Genomic DNA, 19429 nt, shown 5'->3' with positions numbered 1-19429 from the left:
GGGCACACCGACTGTTAAAAACAGGGAATTGCCATCACGAACCCTAATGCGAAACAGGCAATCGCACCGCTACTCAGGAAGATGGCCAGCGAACAGATTCCTTCAGCAACACCCGGCCTCCGCACCCAAACGCTGGCCACGACCATCAGCACGAAGACACCACTCACGACAAGGCGAAGTTCCACGAAGTCCGTCCAATAGTCAGCCCATCGACAAGAGGCATGAATGTTATTCGTCTCAAGGTCCTCGCTGAGCCGATAGAACCAGATGGCCTTTTCCCACAGCGCCGGTAACACCAACGCGGGCAGGGCGATGATCGCCAACGTTACCCCGGTTCGAAACCAGGCGGACACCGTCTGCATACAATCTGCCCTTGGATATACCCCAGCAATTCCCTCAACCGATCAGCATGACTGCCTGGGGCGGATTCTAACAGAGTTCTACAGAACGGTCGCAACCTTGGTTGCCTTTTCCCAACTCAATACAACAGTTCGGTAACACGCTTCCCACCCATGCGACAATTGTCGTGCCAAACAGTATTACCGGGCCCTTTTGCCACTTCTGTGTCATGTTCGATCGTTGAGGATTGGAGAATCATCGAGTGACGACGTGGATTCAATAGCTTCAAGACGATTGATTTCCACCTGAATGATCTCGCTTAAATTGCCATCGGAATCGGCAAGCTTAGTTCGTAGAACGGGTAGGGCAGAAGGCTTGCCTATCGCTCCTATCGCTTCAACCGCAAAGTAGGTCACATCGTAATCTGAGTCACTTTGTATCTTGGCGACCAACAGTGGCAGCGCATCTTCCGATATTGGACCGAGTCGAGAAAGCGATCGAGCCGCTTCGCGCCGGACAGTGCCATTCCTTGCGTTCATCAGTCTAGCGATTCGGGGAATAATGGGCCGTGCTGCTTCTCCCAAATCTCCCAACGATGCAGTCGCATAAACGGCGAGAAAGTCGTTATCCCCTTCAGCAATAGCGAGGATCGAATTGCCGAATGATAAGTCGTGAGGATGCTTTTGCGCTGAAGAAACCAACGCCTGAATCTCTTGCGTTCTTTGTTCAACTATTTTGCGTTCTATTCTGTAAAGACCTCTCGCGGTCAGAATTGCGAGCACGGCAACAATTGCGACTACGGCAAATGTCGACGCGACCAGAATTAACACACTATGAGCGTTGCTTTGTTTTTCGCCAGACATAACGGTACAAGATTGGTTGTATCGAGTAGGAAGCACTACGAAGACAGAGGTAGCTCCCGAGCACGGAGAGGTTGGCTCAAGTCAGTCAATTTAGTCACCTGTATGCTCTCCACTCTACCAGAGCTAGGTGTTCGCTTCTAACCTCAGTTGCCTTTTCCCAACGACTTCGAGTACCTTGTGGCGGAAGCCAATTCACCTTACGGCAAAGGGGCGCATTGGCACGGACCACTCGACTTCAGCACCAGGTTTGACTTGCGATGATCATTACGGAAAAAGACAGCTGGCTGGGCATGATCTTCGCCCTGCATGGGACCTCGTGGAACCGGATTTGGCCGAGGATCATGTTCGTGACGGCGTTTTCGGTGGTGGTCACGATCATCGCGTATATGTTTCCCGACCATGCCTACAGCTTGTCACCGATGCCGTTCACGGTGGTTGGTCTGGCCCTGGCCATCTTCCTTGGTTTTCGTAACAACGCCGCCTACGACCGGTTTTGGGAAGGGCGGAAACTGTGGGGGCGGATGGTCAACGTTTGCCGTACGTTCACGATGCAAATCAACACCCTGATCGACGACGCAAACCCGGAGACCGGCCAAGCCACTTCGGCCGAGGCAATTCGTCTCCGCCGCGAGATGGTGCTGCTGATCATCGCCTATATCAACGCCCTGCGACATCGCCTGCGCGACACAGACGCCACGGAAGAGATGCGAGAACGGTTGCCAGACGATCCGGAACTAGACGCCTACCTGGCCCAATCGAACGTTCCGGCCGCCATTGCTGACCGACTTTCGCGTTGTATTAACGAAGCGTGGCGGATGGGAGCTTTGAATGCGTACCATGTGCCTCTGCTTCATAGCTGCTTAACCGAAATGATGGGAATCCAAGGGGGATGCGAGCGAATTAAGAGTACTCCGATTCCTTTCACTTACAGCGTGCTCACCCATCGCACGGTGTTTTTGTACTGCCTGGCCCTGCCGTGCGGTCTGCACGATACGGTCAAATTGGCCACGCCGATCGTTGTTTGCTTAGTTGCCTACGCATTTCTGGGGCTTGATGCGGTCGGGGACGAAATCGAACAGCCTTTTAGCACCGACGACAACGATTTGCCGCTGCTGTACCTGACCCGGATGATCGAAATTAACGTCCGGCAGCTATCTGGACACCCGGCCCAAGAGATCCCTCCACCCATCACCGCAGTCGATCATTTGCTGATTTAGGGGCGTTTTCGGCTCGTTTGAGCGGAATATGACGAAGAAAAGCCAAGAACTTCGTCAGAAGACGTCTATTTATTATGTCGCAATCATCCGGGATCCCGTATACTGATAGCTTCGCAGTGACAACCGTTAAACAAAGTGTTTCTCGGGAGTCATGCTCTAGATTTTTTGATTTGAGGTAATGGATCGATGCCGGAAGGAATCATCAAGCGATTGACCGACAAAGGGTTCGGTTTTATCGACACCGGTCGTCAAAAGGACCTGTTCTTTCACGCTTCCAACGTTGAGGGAACCAGTTTTGAGAATCTTCACGAAGGTCAAAATGTGACCTACGATGAAGGTCAAGGCCCAAAAGGCCCACGTGCTGAAAACGTGACGCCTGTCTAAACAGTGACGCCTGTCTAGATAGCGCTCCGTAGAGAACGTAATAGACCGATCACAACAAAAGATCTCGCCGCCAATTCGTGTGGTGAGATCTTTTTTCATGCGCTGTAAGCTGCGTCAGACGCTGTTGGCTTCGTCAGATCGAAGCGTAGATCCAACTCAAACTGCCGTCGTTGAGTTCGCTGATGCAAATCGTTGCGAAGGGGACCGCATAACAGTAGGTCCACGTTCGCTGGCAAACGACTGTCCCTTCTGGAAGCCCGCGGCCACTTCCCATCTCTTGATTGAGATTACCGACGGCGTTGGGTGGACCGAACTTTGGCTCGATCTGCTCGGCCGTGGTCACTTCGTCCTGCAGTTGTTTGAGCAACGCCTGTTGCTCTTCGCTCAGTTCCAGCGGTGTCCAAGCGAACCGAACCATCGAACCACACATGGGACAATGCGTGACCAAAAACTTGCGACTGGCCGCTTGTAAGTAATAACTTGCCAGCTCGACAGAATAGCGTAGGGGCGAACGACGATCTTTCACTAACCGCTCGATCCCTCCACAGTAACAACGACACTCCGGTCGCTCTTTCGGTTTCTTCCAAAACATCCGCGCCTTACTCCACCTCACGTTCGCTCCATCGCACCATGCGTTGCCTGTAGCCATGGTGATACTCTGCTGGTAGTTCCATTGTACACAAAGAAGATGCTTAACGACCTCCGTAGCGCTTACCAAAATCAGAATGATTGTCGTACTGCAGCGAAGCAATCGAACGTTGGTCGTCTAACCGCTGAGCTCCCTCGGCCGTGAACTGGGTGGAAAGAAGCGACAAATGTTCCAGCTGAGGGAAGTGCTTCAGCAAATAGGCGAGCCCTTTATCCGAGAGCCCGCCGGGGGCATCGGGCAAAGCCGTCGTTCTCCCTTTCGCACCTGGCCAAATGGCTAATCGACGCAAGTGCGGAAGTTTCTCGAGTACCTTTACTTGCTGGTCAGCAGGTGAATCTTCTGTAGGGTACAGCGTGATTGATTTGATGTGGCAGAAATAGTCAGGCCCCAATGCGTCGATCAAAAAGCGAGGAACCGGCCAGCCTGATTCCTCATAAGTAATGCGACCCTCCAGCTGGACGACTGCCTGGGTCACGCGCATTTGTCGCTTCGCTTGGGCATCCCAATAGCCGACGATCGTTGCCACCAGGGCACACAAGCCGAACAACAGTCGCAACGAGAACTTCCGTGTCACTTTCACGATGCCTCTTCAGCGCAATGCGAATTTGGTCCCTTAGAACTGTTCTAACCCAACGATACCCGACCTGAACCGCTGGCGTTCCGTAACCTATAGTAAAGGAAACCAACTACCACGCCCAGAATCTTGTCTGCGATCAAGCCTATGAAAACCCTGCTTACCTTTACTGCCGCTTGTGTCATTCTGTTCAGCGGAATCGCGACCAACGGCCACGCACAACTGGTCGATCACGAGGAAGCGATTGCTACCGAAGTTGAGAAGTACCTGAAAGACAACGCAATTCCTGGCGCCGTGGTCCTCATCCGCCAAGGGGATCATCAATGGGTCAAAGCGTTCGGTATCGCGGATTTAGAGACAGGTCAGGAAATGGATGCGAATATGGCATTTCGCGTCGGCTCGAATACCAAAACCATGACTGGCACCGTCATTCTGCAGTTGGTTCAGGAAGGGAAGCTGAAGCTTGACGACAAGGTGAGCCAATACTTCAAGGACGTCCCCAACGGCGATGAGATCACGATTGCGAACCTACTGGAAATGCGAAGCGGCATTCCTTCCTACAGCGAATTGAAGTCGGTCAACAAGATCTTAGACGAGCAGCCGAAACACGTTTTCACACCGCAAGAACTGATCCAGTATGGCATCGAGCAGAAACCGTTGTTTGCCCCAGGCCAGGGGTACGACTACTCGAATACCAACTTTGTCATGCTGGGCGTATTGATTGAACAGAAGACCGGCATGACCTTGGAAGAAGCGTTTGCGAAACGAATCTTCGAGCCGCTCAAGCTTAGCCGTACTTTGCTGCCGGCACCTAACGATACCAAGTTGCCGCCGCCGTTCTCGCACGGCTACCTGTTCGGGACTAATGTTAGCTCTCTCGAAGATCCCTCGCTGCCACCCGCCGAGTTGAAAGAGGCCCTGGCAGGCAAGCTGCTTCCCCACGATGTCACCTTCAGCAACCCTTCGTGGGCTTGGGCCGCTGGCGGCGCGATCTCGACCGCCGAACAGCTGGCGACCTACGTTGAAGCCCTGGTCGGTGGTGGCCTGCTCGACCCGGCCATGCAAAAGCAGCGTCTGGCCAGTCTAAAACCCACCAACCCTGCCGAGCCCAACGGACCGCAATACGGCCTGGGCATCGTCAAACTGGGCCCCATGCTCGGTCACGATGGCTCGCTGCCTGGCTACCAATCGTTCATGGGGCACGATCCCCAATCGAACACCACACTGATCATCTGGACCAATCTACAATCCGCCCCCAACGGAAACGACACAGCCATTGGCATTGCCAAGAACGTGATTATGAAGTTTGGCATGAAGTAAACTTGCGAACGGTCAGGCAATCTCATGAAATCAAAGCGTCTAGCGAGATGAGACCGCCAGACGCAGTGCCTCGTGCCACCAACCTGAAATCTGTGTGCCACGGGCATCCTGCCGAGCAAATGTGGGGCATTGGAAACCTCGGACTTCCCGCGAGCTCTGTCTGTCGTGACATTGTTTGCGAGCCAATTCAAATTGAAACACTCGCGAAACGCGTGACCATCGTCTATCATCGGAGCCGGGCGGTGGGGTTTTCCAAGCTGGCCTTGCTTTTGCTTCGGCTTCGTTAGGCCTCTCTGGGGTTACCCCAGGGGATCGTGAATGGTTAGACTTTCCGCTGCGTGAGTGCCCGATGCCCGCCTAGGCATGATTCCTCACGCCGAACGAGACTCGTTGGTAATCCCGCCGTCCACTTTCTTTCTTATGCGAACCTCGAAGAAGACCCTTGCTGCCGCTTTGGCGACTGCTTTCGTCGCAGGTTCGTTCGAAGTCGACGACTTGGTCGAGCGCGGATATGGCGTGATTGGCAAGAAGCCGCGTTGGATGCAACCGCTTGCCGAACGTCTTCATGCCGCATTTCCGTGGGACATGCGACCTCGCCGGGCGTCGGTCGAACGGTTCCTCTTATTCGACTACGGCTTTCATCGTGCCTATCGCCGCAGCAAGCTAACGGTGGCCAGTCGGATTGGTTCGTCCCCCGTGATGAACCAGGGAGTCGTGGCCAGCGGTTGGAAGGCAATCCGGCCGCTCACGACACCGGCAGAATTAGCCGACTGGCTGGACGTGCCGCTGCGACAACTCGATTGGTTCGCCGGGGTAGGGCCCTACAAGCGTGTGCCCACCGAAATGAAGCTGCAGCATTATCGTTACCGTGTCCTAAAGAAAGTGGACGGAAACGTTCGCTTGCTTGAAGCTCCTAAGGCGCGGCTGAAGCGCATGCAGCAGAAAATACTGACGGAGATCCTCAACCACGTACCACCCCATGCAACATGCCATGGTTTCCGCCGCGGCCGATCGATCACAACCTTTGCGAAGCCGCACCAAGGACAAGCCGTGGTGGTAAAGCTCGACCTGCGTGACTTTTTTCCTTCGATCCGAGCCGCTCAGATCCACGCGTTGTTTCTCTACCTCGGTTATCCCGAACCGGTCGCTCATCTCCTGACGGGTCTCTGCACGACGAGCGCCCCCGAAACCGTTTGGCGAGAGATCGGAGCATCCCCCCGAAACAACCTGACGCAGGAACAAATTCGCCGTTATGCGCGGCCGCACCTTCCGCAAGGAGCTCCCACGTCTCCGGCGCTGGCGAACCTTTGTGCGTATCGCTTGGACTACCGGTTGTCAGGTCTGGCGCTCGCGGCCGGGGCAACCTATACCCGTTACGCGGACGACCTGGCATTCTCAGGCGATGCCGTGTTTCGTCGCGCGGCGCAGCGGTTTGTCGTGCATGCCACGGCCATCGTGCTGGAAGAAGGCTACCAGGTTCATCATCGCAAAACCCGCGTCATGCGTCAGAGCGTTCGTCAAAAGATTGCTGGGCTTGTCGTTAACCAGCAGGCCAACGTTCCGCGTAAAGACTTCGATCGCTTGAAAGCGACGCTCACCAATTGCGTTCGACATGGACCCGAGTCCCAGAATCGCGCGGATCACGCGAACTTTCGGCTTCATTTACGAGGACGGATCGCATTTGTTGAGAGCATCAACCAGAAACGCGGCGAGCAACTGCGGAGCATCTTCGCGCAGATCACTTGGCCTCAATCAGCTTAAGCAGCAATCGCGGATGATCGGTATAAATGCGATCGATCCCCATCGCTAAGAATTGCTCCATCTGCTTCCGATCGTTTACCGTCCAGGCTCCGACCTTCAGACCGGCGGCTTGGATCAGCTGAATCTTCTCGGCCGTTACCCCTTGCTCGTTGAGAACAAGCGTCTCGAAGCGGTGCTGTTTAGCAGTTTGAATATCTTCCATTACGTTTGAATTGGCTGGCCGATCCCAGAATACCGGAATCGTTGGGTCCAACTGTTTGACCTCGGCCATCTTCGAGAGGGCACCATCGTTGAAACCAACCCACTTCTCGGCGTTCATTTCGCGAATAATTGCCATCGCATCGGCCACACAGTCCGACTTTGGTTGTATCGACACGCGTGTCTTCTGCTGTGACATGACCAGCTTCAACACATCACGCAGCAAGGGGATTTTCCGTGGCGGACAAGTTTCAAGCGTTTGCCCTTGTTGCTGCCGAAATTGCGTGGCAACATCAAGCTTTTGGAGCGTTTCGTAGGTTGAGGTCTCGACGGTTCGATTCTTGCCAGCGACTCGGTTCGTCGTCGCATCGTGAATGACGACAATCTCTCCGTCTGCGGATCGAAAGATATCGAGCTCGATCCAATCAGCGCCCACGGCGATTCCGCTTCGCATCGCGGCGATTGTGTTCTCCGGTTGCTCGCTCGAGTTGCCACGATGGGCAGTCACTCCATTGTCAAGAAAGGAGTGATCGGCGGCAATCACGTCCACAGTGAATGGCCCTGCAACGAGAATTGCCAGGAGAAGCAGACGACAATTGAATCGATTCAAAGACATCGCAGGGGCACTCTTCAAAGAGGTAGGCAGGCTATTCGCGAGATGCCGTTAGCCTACCGTCTTGCCCCATCCCCTGACCACCACCGATCAGAGCCGATTCACCCTAACCGGTCAAGCGATTCGACTATGCCCCTACGCAGTATCGTTCCACCAATTCGCTCAGTGTTTGCGTGGTGATTGGCTTAACGAGGTAGTCTTTTACCAAGTCGAATTCCTTGGCATCGGCCCGATCTTCCGCGTGATTGGACGAGGTATACATCGTCACGACCATCACGTTGCTGCCATCACCGAAGGTACTGCTTAGACGGCGAAGCACCTGGAATCCGTTCATCCGCGGCATGTTGATGTCCAACAAAACGAGGATCGGCGGAGGCGTTATTCCGAATGTGGTGAGGCGAGCCTCCTCTTGCTCGATTCCCTCGATGAAGCTGTCGCCAGACGAATACTCGATGAAATTGACCTCAAAGTCGAGATTACGGATCGCTCGCTTAACCAAATAGCGATCGGCTTCGTCGTCGTCGACAACCACAATTGAAATCTTCATAGAACCTTTTCCTCAACTAAATCTGAAGGTGCCCCTGAGGAAGCGTGACTCGAAAGGTGGTCATCCCATTGTCACAATCCACCGCGATCGTACCGCCAAGTTGGGTGACGTTCTTCTTGGTGATGGCCAGACCAAGACCGCTACCGGGATGATCGGTATCGGAGACGCGTTGAAACAATTTGAAGATGCGATCTCGATGTTCCGCCGGAATGCCAATGCCATTGTCGGCGATCGACAAAATGAAGTGCTCTTGCTCGTTCCAGGTTTCGACACTGACTACGCACTCTTTACGCGACTTATCACGATACTTCACGGCGTTGGACATCAAGTTTTCGATGATCGCATCCAAGCGAACTGGGATGCTCCAAAAGCGATCGGCGTGTCGGTACTTCGTGGTTAGTTTGCTGTTGTCGGTCGACAGTGCCGCCCATGCGGTTCGAATACGTTGATCGATATCGATCTCGACCCAATCGTCCATCACCATGTCGCTGCGAGCCAACTGCAGCATGTCTTCAATTCGTTTGGCCAAGCGATCGGCAAGCTCGCGCGATCGAGTTAAGTTGCTTTGCACCTCTTCCACGTCGCCTGCCGCCAGATCCGCCTCGGCGTAACTTAATAGACCGGCAATCGAAGCCAACGGCGCTTTCAGATCGTGCGATGCACTGTAAGCAAATTGAACCAGGTCTTGATTGAGACTTTCCAGTTGTTGGTTCTTCGCGGCGATGAACCGTTCTTTGGCCTTCCGATCGGTGACGTCGATAATAGTGCACATGGTTGACTTGCCATCCGCTTCGTGGATAGGAGTCAGTCCGATTTCCACCGGGAACTCAGATCCGTCCTTACGGACCCCAAACAGTTCGCGGCCATCGCCCATCCGCCGCGCATCGCGGGTTGCCTGATAGCTGGTCCGATAAACGGTGTGCTTGCGACGATAACGCTCCGGAACCAAAATCTCGATCGGCTCGCCCAGCATTTCATCGATTTCGTAACCGAACAAGCTGGTGGCCGACTCGTTAACTAGTTCGATAATTCCATGCTCACTGACCTGAATCATCGCGCTCGAAGCGGCGTTCAAAGCACGGAGGATCATCGCCTCGTTCTTCTTCCGTTCGCTGATATCCAAGATGGATACCATCACCATCATCTCGCCGTCGAACTCGAGTGGATCGAGCCCGATCTCGACCGGAATCATCTCACCGTCTTGGCGAACGCCGTAGAGATCGCGGCCGGTGCCCATACGGCGATTGGTGGGAACTTCAAAGTAAGCATCGCGTAAGTCGGGATGTGCCGGGCGAAACTCCTCGGGCACTAAGAGGTCGACCGATTTGCCGAGAAGCGCCCCATGCTGATATCCGAAAAGCGACTCCAGGCGTTTGTTGGTTCGCACGATCTTGCCGCTTCTAGCCACCAACAAAATCGGCATGGGACAGATTTCCAAGTCAATTTTGTATTGACCTTCTGCCTCCATCACTTACCTCCCTGCGAGTGTTTTGAAACGCGACGTCTATTCCATGCGAAGCTGCCTTGCGGCTGGTCGCCGCACGTTGCGACGCCAACCACGGGTAAATCCCGCCGATCGGAAACGAATCGAGAGGTCACTTACCCAGCAAGCAACCGCAGCAACGGCAACTTGCTTCTTTTCTTATCGGAAGAATCGCCCGAGACTAGCAATTGAAATTGGAATCAACAACATCGCATGCTCACTCGGGAGTGGATCACGCCACCACGAGCTGGCGGGTGCGGTCTTCCGTAGGGCCAGTCTACGCAAACCGTCGTGCTGTTGCACTGCTATCTTCGCTGTTTTGTGGCTGATCTACAGGCAATTCTCGGGAAGATTCGTTCGGCACACGAACGACAACCTCGCCGCTTGGATATGGTTAATCGCAAAAGCATGCGGTAGCAACTATTTGCGTAAACCGCGCGAACATTCGATCGCACCAAGCACCGTCGTGCCGCCATGACTGCCCGCTTAAGCAAGCGACCGGCAGAAAAAGATTGCCGGTGAACTGCTGCCTTTGGCCGTCTAACGCTGGAATTCGCGAATCAGCGATTGGAATTCTGCCATATCTTTTAGCGAAGCGAAGTCGGTATCGTTTGCCGCGGCTTGGACATCGCGGTAGCCAGACTGGAACGCCTCGCGTAGCGATTCCAACGCCTTGGTCGAGTTGTTTTCCACACCGTAAGCACATGCTTCGTTGTAGATCGCCAGCGAGATGGCATCTCGCTCCTTATTGGAAAGGGGACCGTACTGGTCACGGAGTTCGCGGTAGGCCTTGGCGGCGCCATGAAAGTACACATTGGCGGCAACGCGTTTCCCAGGTTGGACAGCGACCTTGAAGCCCTGCGATTGCAACGATCCTGCTCGCACCAAAAGGGCCCCACGAGCAATCTTCTTTTCGTTCGATAGCTGCGTCGCTTTCTCTGCCAATTCGATGGCGGTATCAAAGCTTCCTTTGAGTAGAGCGATACGGGCATCGGCCAGTTGCTCTTCGGCCGGAGGCAACAACGAGAAGAACCGGACTCGCTGGGTTGAAGGTTTGAGCTTAGCGCCAATTTCGTCTTCCATCAGACTGGCAAACTCTGCCGTCACAGCACCTTCTCCCGCCTGAAGTGCCTTGGTGTTGCACTGCATGATCTTATGGACATTCCCCCATACTTCGCTGTCAGGCATGATCAACGACTCACGCTCGGACTGACTCAGCAGCGTGGCATACTGCTTCAAGTGCCCCAATAGCCGCTGCTCCGAGGCTCGATCGCCGCGTTGCTTAGCAACCACGGCGCCATGCAGGAAACAGTAAACGCCTTCCTTCGCATATCCCTTAACGATCAGGAAGATGCCTAGCTCGTCCCAAAAAATCGCCGCATTGGAGAACTTGGCCAGTGTTTCCATTCGCACGACTACGCTGTTTTCTTCGCGGTCCTGCTTGATCATTGACTTATACAAAATCTCGTAAGGACGCGACTGGCCGAACGGTTGCAGACGAATCGATTCCAGCATGTACGCCTGGGCGGCTGGAAATGACTGCCCCAGAAAGCAGAGTAGTCCCAGCTGATTGAACACTTCTTCGTTGTTGGGATCGTACAGCGCGGCTTCTTCGCAATTTTGAAACAGGATTGCCCGCAATAGGAGCATCTCAAGCGATTGCTCCGCTTCGCCGCGGTTCTCCTTGTTCGATTGCAAGCGAACCTGCTCCATTAACTTCTCCGCCTTCTTCAGCAAAGCGACTGCGCGATCGGCATCGATCGTTTTGCGCGTGTACGGCTCGAAGTCAGCCATTTGGATGTCGAACAAGGGAATTGCAAAACCGACGTTGTCGACATCGGAAAGCTTAAGCGTTACGATCCCGACCACCGCGCCGGTGCGATCACTCAGCGGACCGCCAGAATTGCCTGGGTTGATGGCAGCACTGATCTGATAGTACTTGGCCCCTTCGATGTCGCGATCGACACCACTAAGGAGTCCTTCGGTGATCGTCTTGTTAAGCGTGATGTTGCTTTCAGTGGCTGGGTTGCCGATTGCGTAAAGTCGCTGCCCGGTCACCGCCTTCTGTCTCGACAAGCGACAAGGTCCGAGGATCGCGTTGTGTTCGGCCGGATCGATTTGCACCAGCGCAAGATCAAGTTCTTTGTGAACCTTGGTGACCTTCACCTTTTTGAAGATGACCGTCTGGCGTTTGCCATCCTTCATCACCTCGGCGGTGCACTCAAACGGAAGCGGATTACTGACCACGTGGGCATTGGTCAGAATGATCCCTTGCTTCGTCAAGACAACGCCTGTCCCGGTGGAGGCAGCGTTGTGAAGCCGGACAACGCTAGGACTCACCTGTTGAAAGACGGTAACCGCATCTTCTTGAGCGACTACCGCTGGCGCCAACAAAAACAAGGACAAGAAGGCCAGCAACTCGATCTTTCGCTGCATCATCTCTTCCCAAGAGCACATCGAATTCTTCAGACAAGATTACGATTGAAGTCTGCGTCAGCAATCAAGTAGGGGCGACCAACGAAAGCCCCGGATTCGTGGCCAATCGGTCGATTTTCAGGTTGGATTACGGGTGCAGATATCAATAATTGTGAGTCCCATGATATCATCCACAATCACTGATATCACCCCAAATAGAAAGAAATGAGCTACACATTGTTTGGGCATCTTCCGTGACACCGATCGCACGAACAAGGCCAACCAGTCTGCAAATTCTCGCTAGATGGAAAAGTGACCAACTTCGCACTCCTACTCACGTACTCGCTGCCACTCAAGCGGCGCGCAATACTCGCCGCTTATCGCCGCCCTAGTATCAAAGGTTCGCGAAATCGTGGCATTGTCACCTTCGCCGCCGTCGACGCCATCTTTGCCGAGACTTGAAATGGTGACATAACGGACGCCGTCTGATTCCAACAACAGGGATCGCCCCCAGCCGTCGAGAAGGGAGTTCGAGCGATTCTCGACAAGGGGCAAATCATCGATGCGCTGCGGCAAAGTACCATGCTGCTCCCAATAACGGAGAATCCGATGATGCGCATTGATCAGCGCCATTTCCGTGTCTTGTTTCGGTGATACGTCGGCATACGTCACAAAGTGCTTGGCAACCATGTCCGGCATCAACACCACGGGTAAGAAACAACCAGTTGATGTCCCCAAGACCGCCATCAACAAAAACATTCGCAAGATGCTCACCGCTGGTGCTCCCCTTCGTAAAGCTCTTTGACTTCTTCTGGCGATAGAAGCGGAACGTAGCGCGTCTCGTGCAGCAAGAGACGAGGCGACTTGTGGATAGGATCTCGCCCAAGGATCACAACCGTGGCCCAGCCGCCGTATTGCATGTCGGCGAGATCGTGCCCCATCTGCGTGCTGGAGGGGAGCGATCGACCGTTACGAAAGCTCGAAACGAGTTCGGCACCAGACCAATCCGCGCGGTGCGGCTGAAGGGAGGTGTCGTAGGGAATCAGAAACAGGTCATACTTGCTGGTCACGTACGCGCCATCCTGCGGCTTCGCATTGGTCGCGTATCCGTATTCGACGTGTAAGTAGACCGTGTCGGTTGGCCTTTCGGTCGAAGCCGCCGTCCCGAATAGCTTCACCGCGTCGACATAAGTGCCCACCTTATCGCGGGCCAAATAGCGAGGGGGCTGAAACCAAGCGGGGCCTTTCGGCTCTCGCACGTTGTCATCACGAGGCGGAACATAACTCGTTTGATGGGCCAGAAGTCGCGCGTGATCGTCAGGCGAGCTACGAGCCACGACGATCCATGTCACCCAACCACTTTGCGGCCGCTGAATTCCGCCAACCAGTTCAGCATCGGTATCAGGCCGCGCTTGGTCGAAGTGGATCGTCGTTCGACGACATGCTACGATGCCTGGCTTTTCTTTCGTTTCGTAAGGAACCCAGTAGATTTCCACAGGCAACGGCTTAGCCGGAACTTGCCCAGTTGGGGAAACGTAACGAAACGCGATCCGATAGTTAATCAGCCCGGTTGTTCGATCCTCGTCGTGCGCGAGCTCAAACTCTGTCACCCGCAGGCCGTTTGCATGGGTCTCGAAGTAGCATCCCAGCTGACGATGCCCCTCGGCATTCGCTTTTGCTTCATCCGCCGGGCAAGCGTTGCACCACAGGACGAACGACATCGCCCCAATAGAAGCAGCGATCCATCGCAAGATAGAGGTTTCCATGAGTGGACATCTCACCGGCAGTGGCATTCCGAAATAACGATCCGCCGTGGTATACCAGTTTTCCGCGCGAGCGGAAAGCGATATCTGCCTGCACGATGAAGCGGCCGGTGCTCAACGGCTGCTGGTCACCGTCGTTTCCGTTTCGATAGTCGGGCAGTCCGCTGGCGGATCAGCCAGCAGTTGATCCATCATCGCGGCCAAACGAAACGCACCGCGAGCAATTTGACGCTCGGCCAGCTTCTTGCTCTCTGCCTGATACTCGTCGCTGAGGACGATCGTTTCGATTCGTCTCGTGTTGCCCACTTCCTTTTCGTAAGCAGCTTGAAGGATCTGCGGCGAATAGACCTTCGCCTTCGCCAGTTCGTGCCCTTGTTCGACCCACTGCATCGGATCGAGTTCCGCCGCATCGGCCGCTTGGTGCGGCTTCATTTCTGCAAGCAGCGCCGAAGCACGTTCACGAGCCTCGGCGAACGAGATCTCCCACCCCAACAGCCCGTCCCAATAGGCGTGCAAGTTCTTCTCTGGCTGAACCGGAATCGCGTTGCCACCCTTGTCACCAGCGGGATCGGGAAAAGTGAGTCGGCTGTACAGAGCGGTCGTGTGATTCGGTTGCGCCAGGTCGGTGGTCAGATGATTCAGCCAACAAATATCAATCGCCTTGTCCGCAGCACTCCGTTGGCTGCGCAGATTTTGCGCGGCCAGCTTAATGGCCTGAACCGCGTTCAATTCCGCGTTGTCGATAACTTCCGGCAACGTTGGCGACATATTTACCGTCAGCTGACCATGCATCACGGCCCGATCGCCCTCGGTCAGATAAAGCGGGAGATCGATGTAATGCCACGTCGGCCGATCGAATTGCCGATTGCCACGAATCAGATCAGGCCAAATCGTGGCTTGGGCGAACAGCCATTCATTCTCAGCCGCTTCGCCCAGCGCCGTGACTTCGGCCGGAATGGCGAACTCTTGCGCGGAGCGTGGGTGCTGCCGTAACAGCTTGCCGAGCTTCTCTTGCGTTTCGCATTTCATCGAGCGCCAGGCCATGATCGCGGCAATACGATGGCCGCCACTTCCCCAGGCAAAACAGCTCATCGGCATGCTTGCCAGAACCAACCACGCGACCAACCCACGGAACATTTTGTTCATCGAAACGACTCACCCGAAAGCACGACCAATACTCGAATGTCGCATCGTAAAACGGTCACGCCGAATCTGGCAATGCGCCGCGCGAAAACTTAACACGCAGGTGCGCTTTGCCGCGGCCTTCCGGACCGAATCCTGGGAAATTGGCTGGCATCTTCCCCGTCATCTTGCGGATTTCTTGGCTTTTCCTGGCAGCTTGCGAGGCCCAACCCGGCCGATGTAGCGCTGCCGTTCCTCCGCTGCATCGGCGCCTTGATGCGATCGACACGTTGATTGGCTTGGCGCGAAGCTCTTTTCGTCCAATGGGACGGTGGCGTGTTCGACCCGATCTGGTATCGGCGGCGTGACCGCGTCCACATCGCGGACGAGCTTTTCGGCAGCAGGCGTTTGGGAGGGAAGGGGAGACGCCGGTCGTTTCGTGGTGGGCCGCAGATCGGCTTGCACGCTGGAACCGACGTCGCTGGTGATCGGCGGACGTGACGTTTTGGACGCACTCGCTGCATTCTTCTGAGTCAACTTCTCGCGGTCGAGCGTCTGCTTGAGAATCACCTTCACCATGTCTTGCACCATCTTGGCTGCCTGCAGGCGCACGTTAAGCGGGGCCGCCGCATCGAGGGCGACCTCCTTAGGAACTTCGAGTGCTGCTTGCCAATGTTCGGCAGTGATCGTGACTTGATCCATGATCCAAACCTCTCGTGAAGAAACCAAAAGCAAGGCGCGCAGAGACGCCACGAAAGTCGAACAGAACGACTTCCCCCATGCCGCAACTGCGACCGACAATCGGTCAGGTGGATCCAGAAGCCTGACCAGGTTGCGTTTGCGGCGGGAATAGATTTACCAACTAAATGTTTCAATGTTAAACGCCGCGCAGCGATTTTTTTCGGCGGGGTGGCGTTAAGTTGCTGCAGGCTGGAAGGTTAAGCCGCGCGAAACTTTCTTGTTGGGTTGATCTACCGGGGGGGCGGGTGCTGCGATCCACTGCCGATTCAAACCAAGTCAGCAAACACTGGTCCGCTGCTAATAGGCAACATCATGACTACACAATGCGGCAACTTGGGTTAACACGGCATGCTCGTAGACGATGCCGTTGTCGACCAGCAGGTTGTTGGTGTATTTGCTGGATCCTGGGGGATAGCTAGGGAAACACCCGGTGGCCAGTAACGCCGAAAGAGGAATCAAGCAGACAGCGATATTACGATCGATTCCCAATATCCCGTTGCCTTCGTCGTATAGGGTACGTCTTGACGCACAGGAGTTTGCGAATGCGGTAGACAGGAACGTTTCGCGGGACTCGCGTTTGCACGGCAGCTTGCGTCGTGAGACGTTGCCAAACTGCGAATGTTGATTGAGCTGATTTGCACAATACTTCAGGCAAGACCTAGCACTTGAATTCATTCATTGTCGTACTCATCCATGAATAAATAGTCATCTATCATGTCTGGGTTGTTAGAAAGTGCGTCTGCAACTAACTCGTTAATCGCATCAGTATTAGCAGGGTCGATTAAATTGTAGTATACGTCCGGTTCATATGTTGTTGTCCTGGTGTATTGATCACCCAAATCAGCGGCCTTCAACTCTGCATACCCGTTTAATTTCAGCCTGCAGACAGAACAAGTGAATGCATTCGGTACGACGGCCTGTTTTACAACTATCTTTCCCTCATTCTGTGTTACACTTTCTCGACCGAAAGTAGTACCTTGAACAGTTGCACTGTTTTCACAAGCAGGACAAACGACGCGATGATGACGTTGATATGCTAGTTTCTTAGCGAGCTCGTCCGATGCCTTAGCTGCCTGCATTTTCTCGTCCGTTGAATAGCCTTCATAAACACTTCGGTGGGCAGCGATGGCATTCTTCACCCGCTGTATTACCTCTTTTCTCGTTTGGTCAAGGACTTCAATGGCAACAGTGGCTTCATCGGCACCAAAGAGTGATTCGAGGGACTCATCTAACGGCAAACATAAGGCGCGGCAACATCTGTAAAATCCTGAAATCCATTGGTTTGTTGTGTATTCCTCAAATGCCGCTGCGCCAGAATGTAGCTCGTCGTTACGCCTACTTATTAACGCATTTGCTGCCTTTTGGTCTTCGGGTGTGAAATCTACGAATAATTGTTGACACAACGTTAGAACTTGCGCCGTTCCAATAGACTTTCGCGGGACACGCTCAGAACCTCGATTTAGAGCGTGCAATAGATGTTTTTGATCTCGGTCTGGTTCAGCTAAAAGCGTTGGACTGACGGACGCAATTGCAGCGCGTGCAAGTAGCTCAAGGCCAAGCGCGCACCACAATCCAAAATTAGGCGTGTCGCGAGGTTGATCGAAGGCATGTTGAAAAAACAACTTTGCTTTGGCCCATAACGGATCGCGTTCCCAACTCATACGTCATTCCACATAAATTCTTGATATTTGCCTGCTCAGCTCCGCCTCAGGACGATTACCACGCCCATGAAGCACGTGCCAATTTGAAAGTACAAGCGCAGTACCTTTCTTCCATTGAAACGGTTGAGCTTCGGAAAGAGAAGACGCACTATCCAAGTACTGCTTAATAATCGCGGCCGAATTATTTGCTGGTTTCATGCATATCGGATCATAGCGACATCCAATATGACCGTCACATTTGAACCGGATGGAACAGCAAAACCTTCGGGATGTCGTCCCTGAATACCAAACGGACTTTCCAAGACTCTCTCTCACGATATCGTCAGCGTGCGTAAAGAGTCGTTTAAATGGATGGATCACCGTTGGTCTACGTAGATCTCCCGCTGCACGTAGAACGATCAGTCGCGCCGGGCGCGGCCAATGGGCTGTGTCAGTATGAAGAGGATAAGCGCCCTCTCCAAACTTTTTGCCGAAGGTGCCAGTCCTTGCCTGCTGTGGCTTACGGATCTCGAGGCGTTTTAAGTACGTTCCGTCCGATAAAGCAATGGGATTTCCAAGATCATTTGCTAAGTCATGGAGATCTGCGTCACTTGTTACGCCAGAATACGTTGTCCAACCGAACTCCTCTAATTCTCTGATGGACATGTGATGACGCAAATTGATGCACGATTATGTAACTTGAAATTCTTATGCGGCGCTGGCCAGCTTGGCGGGGGGCGTTTCGGTTTGCTTTTTCTTTTTCGCGGGGCGTTCGTCTTTCCAGCGGTTGTGGACCCACCAATATTGTTCCGGGTCGCGGCGGACGACGCGTTCGAGCATGTCGTTGTACCACTGGGTGACTTCCTTTACACCCTTAGGCTCGTCGCAGAGAGCTGGGTCGTAAATGCCTTCGACTCCCATTTCAAATTGCATCGGGCCGCCAATGCGTCGCATGTAAAGGAACACGACCGGGGCGCCGCTGGTCATCGAGAAAACACTGATCGCCTTGTGGTACGAAGCCGGGCGGTTGAGGAATTCGACCCAGCAACCTTTTGGGCCGGCGTTCTGGTCGCACAACAGGGCCAGGGTGCCGTTTTGTTTCAGCACTTCTTCAATGTACGGGGCGCTGCCTTGCTTCGGCAGAATGATCTGGCCGGTCGCGCTGCGGAACTCTTCCAGGTAATCGTGCAGGAACGGATTGTCGAGCGGGCGAGCGACCGTGTAGGTTGGGAAGCCTAACAGCCCGGTGCAGTAACCCATCAGCTCGAAGTTGCCAAAGTGCCCCAGCAACACGACGACCGGCCGGCGACCGAGGGCTTCCTTGATTTGAATTTCGATCTGATGCATCTGGATCGATTTGTGCCAGTTGGTGGTATGCAGCTTCCGCGGAGCATGGGCGATTTCGCAGATCATCAAGCAAAGGTGGTGCCACGAGCGGCGGGCCAGCTTCTTACGTTCTTCGGCCGAAAGCTCGGGGAAGGCGTGCTGCAGGTTCGATTGAAGCAGCTTGCCACGTATTTTGAAGACGTCGTTGGCCAGCCAGGCCAGGAACTTCGAGATCTGATCGCATACCGACAGAGGAATCGCTTGGACCACGCAAATGAACAGGCGGACCGCCAGATAAACTAAATAGTCGGCAACTAGCTTGGGCCTCATTCCGCCTCCCTGCGATGCGTGGCCAAATTGGGTCGAAGGTTTCGCGGCGTATTGTGAAAGATTTGCTGCTATCAGGGAATAGCAATCGTGGTGGGAAGCTGGGAGGGAGTAACCACGGATGAAACCGATGGGTACGGATTAGAA

Annotated in this window: 19 protein-coding genes; 4 read left to right on the top strand and 15 right to left on the bottom strand. The window is 54.2% G+C overall.

Going from position 1 to position 19429, the window contains the following annotated elements; genetic code table 11:
* Window positions 1-14 precede the first annotated feature (14 nt).
* Together C5Y83_RS06920 and C5Y83_RS06915 are read right to left on the bottom strand one after the other, a co-directional pair.
* A complete protein-coding gene (locus tag C5Y83_RS06920) occupies window positions 15-362 on the bottom strand; it encodes a hypothetical protein (protein ID WP_105328922.1) in 348 nt (115 codons plus the stop codon).
* A gap of 204 nt (window positions 363-566) precedes the next feature.
* Complete coding sequence (locus C5Y83_RS06915; protein ID WP_105328921.1) at window positions 567-1202, bottom strand: HEAT repeat domain-containing protein; 636 nt, start codon at window positions 1200-1202, stop codon at window positions 567-569.
* 257 nt (window positions 1203-1459) lie between these two features.
* Between C5Y83_RS06915 and C5Y83_RS06910 the strand changes: the two genes are divergently transcribed.
* Together C5Y83_RS06910 and C5Y83_RS06905 are read left to right on the top strand one after the other, a co-directional pair.
* Complete coding sequence (locus C5Y83_RS06910; RefSeq protein WP_105328920.1) at window positions 1460-2419, top strand: bestrophin family protein; 960 nt, start codon at window positions 1460-1462, stop codon at window positions 2417-2419.
* A 186-nt stretch (window positions 2420-2605) separates the two neighbouring features.
* The gene (locus C5Y83_RS06905; RefSeq protein ID WP_105328919.1) at window positions 2606-2803 is read left to right on the top strand and encodes a cold-shock protein; all 198 of its coding nucleotides are present in this window, start codon (window positions 2606-2608) and stop codon (window positions 2801-2803) included.
* Between the two features lie 133 nt (window positions 2804-2936).
* Here the strand turns inward: C5Y83_RS06905 and C5Y83_RS06900 are convergent, their stop codons facing one another.
* Window positions 2937-3395, bottom strand: a complete 459-nt coding sequence (locus tag C5Y83_RS06900; protein ID WP_105328918.1) for a hypothetical protein — start codon at window positions 3393-3395, stop codon at window positions 2937-2939.
* Window positions 3396-3495: 100 nt separating this feature from the next.
* Window positions 3496-4032: a hypothetical protein gene (locus C5Y83_RS06895; protein WP_105328917.1), complete on the bottom strand. Its 537-nt coding sequence runs from the start codon at window positions 4030-4032 to the stop codon at window positions 3496-3498.
* Window positions 4033-4173: 141 nt separating this feature from the next.
* On the opposite strand from C5Y83_RS06895, the gene C5Y83_RS06890 reads away from it, so the two are divergent.
* Window positions 4174-5346, top strand: coding sequence for a serine hydrolase domain-containing protein (locus C5Y83_RS06890; RefSeq protein ID WP_105328916.1), 1173 nt, complete (start codon window positions 4174-4176; stop codon window positions 5344-5346).
* 363 nt (window positions 5347-5709) lie between these two features.
* Window positions 5710-7107 (top strand): reverse transcriptase family protein, encoded by a 1398-nt coding sequence (locus tag C5Y83_RS06880; protein WP_199194997.1) that lies wholly within the window; start codon window positions 5710-5712, stop codon window positions 7105-7107.
* Here the strand turns inward: C5Y83_RS06880 and C5Y83_RS06875 are convergent.
* From C5Y83_RS06875 to C5Y83_RS06825, 11 genes are all read right to left on the bottom strand, one after another.
* Complete coding sequence (locus C5Y83_RS06875) at window positions 7085-7921, bottom strand: glycerophosphodiester phosphodiesterase (RefSeq protein ID WP_105328913.1); 837 nt, start codon at window positions 7919-7921, stop codon at window positions 7085-7087. The genes C5Y83_RS06880 and C5Y83_RS06875 overlap by 23 nt on opposite strands.
* Before the next feature lie 124 nt (window positions 7922-8045).
* Window positions 8046-8465, bottom strand: coding sequence for a response regulator (locus tag C5Y83_RS06870; protein ID WP_105328912.1), 420 nt, complete (start codon window positions 8463-8465; stop codon window positions 8046-8048).
* Between the two features lie 16 nt (window positions 8466-8481).
* On the bottom strand, window positions 8482-9933 hold the full coding sequence (locus C5Y83_RS06865; protein WP_105328911.1) for a sensor histidine kinase: 1452 nt from the start codon (window positions 9931-9933) through the stop codon (window positions 8482-8484).
* 555 nt (window positions 9934-10488) lie between these two features.
* Entirely contained in the window at window positions 10489-12405 is a 1917-nt protein-coding gene (locus C5Y83_RS06860; RefSeq protein ID WP_105328910.1) for a S1C family serine protease, read from the bottom strand.
* 288 nt (window positions 12406-12693) lie between these two features.
* On the bottom strand, window positions 12694-13137 hold the full coding sequence (locus C5Y83_RS06855) for a type II secretion system protein GspG (RefSeq protein ID WP_105328909.1): 444 nt from the start codon (window positions 13135-13137) through the stop codon (window positions 12694-12696).
* A complete protein-coding gene (locus tag C5Y83_RS06850) occupies window positions 13134-14129 on the bottom strand; it encodes a hypothetical protein (RefSeq protein WP_105328908.1) in 996 nt (331 codons plus the stop codon). Before C5Y83_RS06850 ends, C5Y83_RS06855 begins: the two co-directional genes overlap by 4 nt.
* A gap of 111 nt (window positions 14130-14240) precedes the next feature.
* A complete protein-coding gene (locus C5Y83_RS06845) occupies window positions 14241-15272 on the bottom strand; it encodes a S1/P1 nuclease (RefSeq protein ID WP_105328907.1) in 1032 nt (343 codons plus the stop codon).
* Window positions 15273-15431: 159 nt separating this feature from the next.
* The gene (locus tag C5Y83_RS06840) at window positions 15432-15950 is read right to left on the bottom strand and encodes a hypothetical protein (RefSeq protein WP_105328906.1); all 519 of its coding nucleotides are present in this window, start codon (window positions 15948-15950) and stop codon (window positions 15432-15434) included.
* Window positions 15951-16286: 336 nt separating this feature from the next.
* Window positions 16287-16478 carry a hypothetical protein gene (locus C5Y83_RS06835; RefSeq protein ID WP_105328905.1) on the bottom strand — a complete coding sequence of 64 codons (192 nt, stop codon included), beginning with the start codon at window positions 16476-16478 and terminating at the stop codon, window positions 16287-16289.
* A 182-nt stretch (window positions 16479-16660) separates the two neighbouring features.
* On the bottom strand, window positions 16661-17650 hold the full coding sequence (locus C5Y83_RS06830; RefSeq protein WP_105328904.1) for a hypothetical protein: 990 nt from the start codon (window positions 17648-17650) through the stop codon (window positions 16661-16663).
* 687 nt (window positions 17651-18337) lie between these two features.
* Window positions 18338-19285, bottom strand: a complete 948-nt coding sequence (locus tag C5Y83_RS06825; RefSeq protein WP_105328903.1) for a lysophospholipid acyltransferase family protein — start codon at window positions 19283-19285, stop codon at window positions 18338-18340.
* Between the last annotated feature and the right edge of the window lie 144 nt (window positions 19286-19429).

The organism is Blastopirellula marina (assembly GCF_002967765.1).
In the GTDB taxonomy this organism is placed as follows: domain Bacteria; phylum Planctomycetota; class Planctomycetia; order Pirellulales; family Pirellulaceae; genus Bremerella; species Bremerella marina_A.
Note: the sequence above shows the minus strand (reverse complement) of the source record. Positions and strands in the feature narration are given on the sequence as shown.